This is a genomic window from Streptomyces huiliensis, assembly GCF_020037025.1.
In the GTDB taxonomy this organism is placed as follows: domain Bacteria; phylum Actinomycetota; class Actinomycetes; order Streptomycetales; family Streptomycetaceae; genus Streptomyces; species Streptomyces huiliensis.
On the sequence record NZ_JAIQLH010000310.1, the window covers coordinates 1 to 4,149 of the forward strand.

Consider the following 4,149-nt stretch of genomic DNA (forward strand, 5'->3'; position numbering starts at 1 on the left):
GGTGGGCGCCCGGGTCGTGGCCAACACCCGCGCGCAGATCACCCTGCTGGGCACCAGCCCCGGCGCGGCCGCCCTGCGCGACCTCTTCTCGGAGCTGATGGACTTCGAGGAGGTCAACCGGTACATCACCGGGCTGATCACCGCGGTCGGGGTCCGCTACGACTTCGGCGAGGGACACGACCTGCTCGGCCGGCGGCTGCGCGACGTACCGCTGAAGGAGAACGGCCGGCTGTACGGGCTGATGCACGGTGGCCGCGGGCTGCTCCTCGACCAGACCGGGCTGCTCTCGGCGGAGGGGTGGACGGACCGCGTCGACCACGTCGTCGACGTCGTCGAGGCTGGTGAAGCCGGTGAGGTCGGTGAGGTCGGTGGCGAACTCGACGCGCCGGCGGTGCTGCTGCGGCCCGACGGCCACGTCGTCTGGGCCGGGGACAACCCGCGGGAGCTCGCCGAGGCGCTGACCCGCTGGTTCGGCGCTCCCACGGCACCCGGGGCCGGCTGAGGCCGGTTGGGGGGCCGGTTGGGGCCGGTTGGGGCCGGCTGAGGTCGGCTGAGGTCGGACGGTCGCGAATTTGGTACCGATTCGTGGCAGGTTCGTGCTGTTAAGACCTGGGTTGACCGGGAATGCACATGGCGTGTACCTGCCACGCTTGGAGCCCGTCATGATCCATGGTGTCGACGTCAGCAGCTACCAGAGCGAGAACTACCCCGTCGCCGGACAGGACTTCGCCTTCGTCAAGGTCACCGAAGGCATGTCGTACACCAACCCCAAGTGGGTGGCGCAGCGCGAACGGGCCCGGAAGGCCGGACTCGTGGTGGGGTACTACCACTACGTCACGGCCGGATCGATGTCCGCGCAGGCGGATCGTTTCCTCGGCAAGATCGCGCTGAGAGCGGGCGACGTCCTCGCCCTCGACTGGGAGGAGGCCGGCGTCTCCTGCGCCGACAAGGACCGCTGGCTCGCCCGGGTGGGCGCGAAGGCGCCGGGGCACCGGGTCGTCCTCTACTGCAACCGCGACTTCTGGCTCCACCGCGACACCACCAGCCGCGCCGGCGACGGGCTCTGGATCGCCGACCCCGGCCACGCCGCGGGCCGGCCCGCCGTGCGGCACCCGTGGACGTTCCACCAGTACGGCACCTCCGGCGGAATCGACCGCAACGTCGCCCGGTTCGCGGACCGCGCGGCGCTGCGGGCCTGGGCACGCGGGGAGGCCGCGGCCGCGGACTGCCAGGCCGACCCGGACCGCCAGGCCGATACGGACTGACCGGTCCTCGGCGGGGCGGGGGCGGAGGCTCAGGCCGCGGCTTCGTCCAGCGCGCGCCGCAGCGCGTCCGGGCGTTCGTCCACCGGCCGGGCCTCCACCAGCCGCACCGTACAGCCGATCGCCGCCGCGCCGCCGTCGGCCGCCGCGCTGTCCCCGACCATCAGGACGTCCTCGGGCCGCCGCCCTATCGCCCGGCAGGCGGCGCGGAACAGCCGGGCGTCCGGCTTCTGCACGCCGTGCTCGTACGAGAGCACGTACGCGTCCACGAACGCGTGCAGGCCGTGCGCCCGGAACACCGGCCGCGGGTCCCAGCCGATGTTGCTCACCACCGCGACCGGTGTGCCGCGCTCCCGCAGCGCCGCGAGGACGCCGGCCGCGTCGGGGTACGGCAGCCACGCGCCGGGGTCCATGTGGCGCGCGTACAGCGCCCCGTACAACGTCCGGTCGGGGAGCGGGACCTCGCGGGCGAGGCCCAGGTAGGCGGCGCGGTGCTCGGCGGCGGAGCGGTCCCGGTACGCCCACGCGCCGGCCAGGCGCGGGGGTACGGCCCGGGGTGGCGGGCCGCCGGGCTGGGCGCCGGCCGCGGCCAGGGCGGCGGCGAGTCGGGTGAGGTCGCCGTCGCCGAGGGCCAGACCGCGGCGGCGCGCCGCGTGGCGCAGCCAGGCCGTGGGGGACTCGATGCGGAAGAGGGTTCCCGAGAAGTCGAACAGCACGCCCGTCACGGTCATGGGCGGCAGCCTGCCAGCTGGCGGGGGCCGCGGGAACCCCGGATCGCCTCGCCGGTCATTGCCGGCCGCCGAGTTCCGCGAGTTCCGTGTGCACGCGGAGGACGGCCGCACCGGCCGGGGACGCCCAGTCGTCGGCGCCACGGAGAGCGGGGCGCCGCCGACGGTTCCGGCTAAGTAGGGCCCGGACCAGAGCTTGTCGGCCCCGCCAGCAGTGGCGTACCAGCTCGGGGAACGGTGGGCATCGGTGAACAACTTGTGCCGAAAATCGGTAACGAAGACCACGTGCACATGCTTCACGAAAGCACAGCGCCGACCAGTTCCGATCTCCCGCGTCTCACCCATAACCTACGTATGTACGGTGGCGGTCATGCAGCTCAGGTACAGCTTCCGCCTGTACCCGGACACCGGCCAGCGGACGGCGTTGGCGAAGGCGTTCGGGTGCGCCCGCGTCGTGTTCAACGACGTGGTCCGTGCCCGTGAAGACGCCCGAAACGCCGGGCAGCCGTTCCCGACAGCCGGTCAGCTGTCCCGGAAGTTGATCACCGAGGCCAAGCGGACAGCCGGGCGGTCCTGGCTGGGCGAGGTCTCCGCGGTGGTGCTCCAGCAGTCCCTGCGGGATGCCGAGACCGCGTACCGCAACTTCTTCGCCTCCCTCCAGGGCACCCGCAAGGGCCCCAGGACCGGCCCGCCCCGCTTCAAGTCCCGTAAGGACGCCCGGCAGTCAATCCGGTTCACCGCCAACGCCCGCTGGAGCATCACCGGCAGCGGCCGACTGAACCTGCCGAAGATCGGCGCGGTGAAGGTGAAGTGGTCCCGCACGCTGCCCACCGCCCCCACCTCCGTCACCGTCATCAAGGACGCGGCCGGCCGGTATTTCGCCTCCTTCGTCATCGACACCGACCCCGCCGCCGACACGACACGGATGCCCGAAACCGACCGCACCATCGGCATCGATCTCGGTCTGACCCACTTCGCGGTCCTCTCCGACGGCACGAAAATCGACTCCCCCCGTTTCCTCCGCCGCGCGGAGAAGAAACTGAAGAAGGCCCAGCAGACGCTGTCCCGCAAGCAGAAGGGTTCCAAGAACCGCGCCAAGGGCCGCCTCAAGGTTGCCCGCGCCCACGCCAAAGTCGCCGACGCGCGCCGTGAGTTCCACCACCAGCTCTCCACCAGGCTGATCTCCGAGAACCAAGGAATCGCCGTGGAGGACCTGTCGGTGGCGGGACTGGCCCGTACGAAGCTCGCCAAGTCCGTGCACGACGCCGGATGGTCCTCGTTCATCAGCATGCTGGAATACAAAGCAGGACGGTACGGCCGCACCCTGGTCAAGATCGGCCGGTTCGAGCCGACCTCCCAGACCTGCTCCACCTGTGGCGTCAACGATGGACCCAAACCCCTCAACGTCCGGGAATGGACCTGTACCGCCTGCGGCACCGTCCACGACCGGGACCACAATGCCGCGATCAACGTGAAGACGGCCGCCGGACTGGCGGTATCGGCCTGCGGAGCGCCGGTAAGACCGGGAGTAGTCCCGGCACAGCGCGAAGAAACAGGAAGCCACGGATTCCCGACCGAACCCCGTGCCGCCTAGCCGCACAGCAACGATCGAGAAGGCCAAAATCCTCGGGCTTCACCCCGAGGAGCAAGTCAATGGCGCGAGGACCGGGCGCCCCGCCGCACCCCCGGCGGGCTGCCGATCCGCGAGGGCCCGGCCTACGACACCATCCAGGAGGCCCTGATGCTGGTCGGGGCGGGGGAGGGGGTCGTGGAGGTCGGGGCGCGGGCGGCGCGGTACTACCCGCGGCCCGACGTCGCCTACGTCCCCTTCGACGACGCCCCGCCGTTCGCGTGGGGCCTGATCCGGCGCACGGCCGACACGACGGCCCGCGTCCGCGCCTTCGTGGCGGCGGCGGGCGGCTGACGGTTGATGGCTGACGGCTGATGGGGTACAGGGGCCCCGTCACCCGTCCGGACGACGTCCCCTGCGGGGCGCTGGGGCGGGTGGGACGCTGGGGCGGTGTCATCGGCCGTGTCATCGGACATGCCATCGGCCAGGCGGAGGGAACGCGCCGTGAGCACAACCAGCCCCGGGGACATATCCGGCCGCGGCCGCACGCGGCGCCGCTCCCTGCTGCCGGCCGTGGCGGCCGCCGCCG

General features: G+C 72.0%; 5 protein-coding genes. 4 read left to right on the top strand and 1 reads right to left on the bottom strand.

Annotation, left to right across the window (positions count from 1 at the left end):
- Positions 1-502: aromatic-ring hydroxylase C-terminal domain-containing protein (locus JNW98_RS31975; protein ID WP_443732507.1), on the top strand; the 502-nt coding region annotated here is incomplete at its 5' end.
- A 160-nt stretch (positions 503-662) separates the two neighbouring features.
- On the top strand, positions 663-1,265 hold the full coding sequence (locus JNW98_RS31980) for a glycoside hydrolase family 25 protein (RefSeq protein WP_223771804.1): 603 nt from the start codon (positions 663-665) through the stop codon (positions 1,263-1,265).
- A 29-nt stretch (positions 1,266-1,294) separates the two neighbouring features.
- Here JNW98_RS31980 and JNW98_RS31985 read toward each other — a convergent pair whose 3' ends face one another.
- The gene (locus tag JNW98_RS31985) at positions 1,295-1,993 is read right to left on the bottom strand and encodes an HAD family hydrolase (RefSeq protein WP_223771805.1); all 699 of its coding nucleotides are present in this window, start codon (positions 1,991-1,993) and stop codon (positions 1,295-1,297) included.
- A 367-nt stretch (positions 1,994-2,360) separates the two neighbouring features.
- Here JNW98_RS31985 and JNW98_RS31990 point away from each other — a divergent pair, with 367 nt between their 5' ends.
- A complete protein-coding gene (locus tag JNW98_RS31990; RefSeq protein WP_223771806.1) occupies positions 2,361-3,584 on the top strand; it encodes an RNA-guided endonuclease InsQ/TnpB family protein in 1,224 nt (407 codons plus the stop codon).
- 147 nt (positions 3,585-3,731) lie between these two features.
- Positions 3,732-3,914 carry a type 2 periplasmic-binding domain-containing protein gene (locus JNW98_RS31995; RefSeq protein ID WP_223771807.1) on the top strand — a complete coding sequence of 61 codons (183 nt, stop codon included), beginning with the start codon at positions 3,732-3,734 and terminating at the stop codon, positions 3,912-3,914.
- Positions 3,915-4,149: the final 235 nt, after the last annotated feature.

Excerpts from the sequence above, each read along its gene's own strand:
- JNW98_RS31980 (WP_223771804.1), top strand. The coding sequence starts at position 663 with ATGATCCATGGTGTCGACGTCAGCAGCTACCAGAGCGAGAACTACCCC.
- JNW98_RS31985 (WP_223771805.1), bottom strand. The coding sequence starts at position 1,993 with ATGACCGTGACGGGCGTGCTGTTCGACTTCTCGGGAACCCTCTTCCGC.
- JNW98_RS31990 (WP_223771806.1), top strand. The coding sequence starts at position 2,361 with ATGCAGCTCAGGTACAGCTTCCGCCTGTACCCGGACACCGGCCAGCGG.
- JNW98_RS31995 (WP_223771807.1), top strand. The coding sequence starts at position 3,732 with ATGCTGGTCGGGGCGGGGGAGGGGGTCGTGGAGGTCGGGGCGCGGGCG.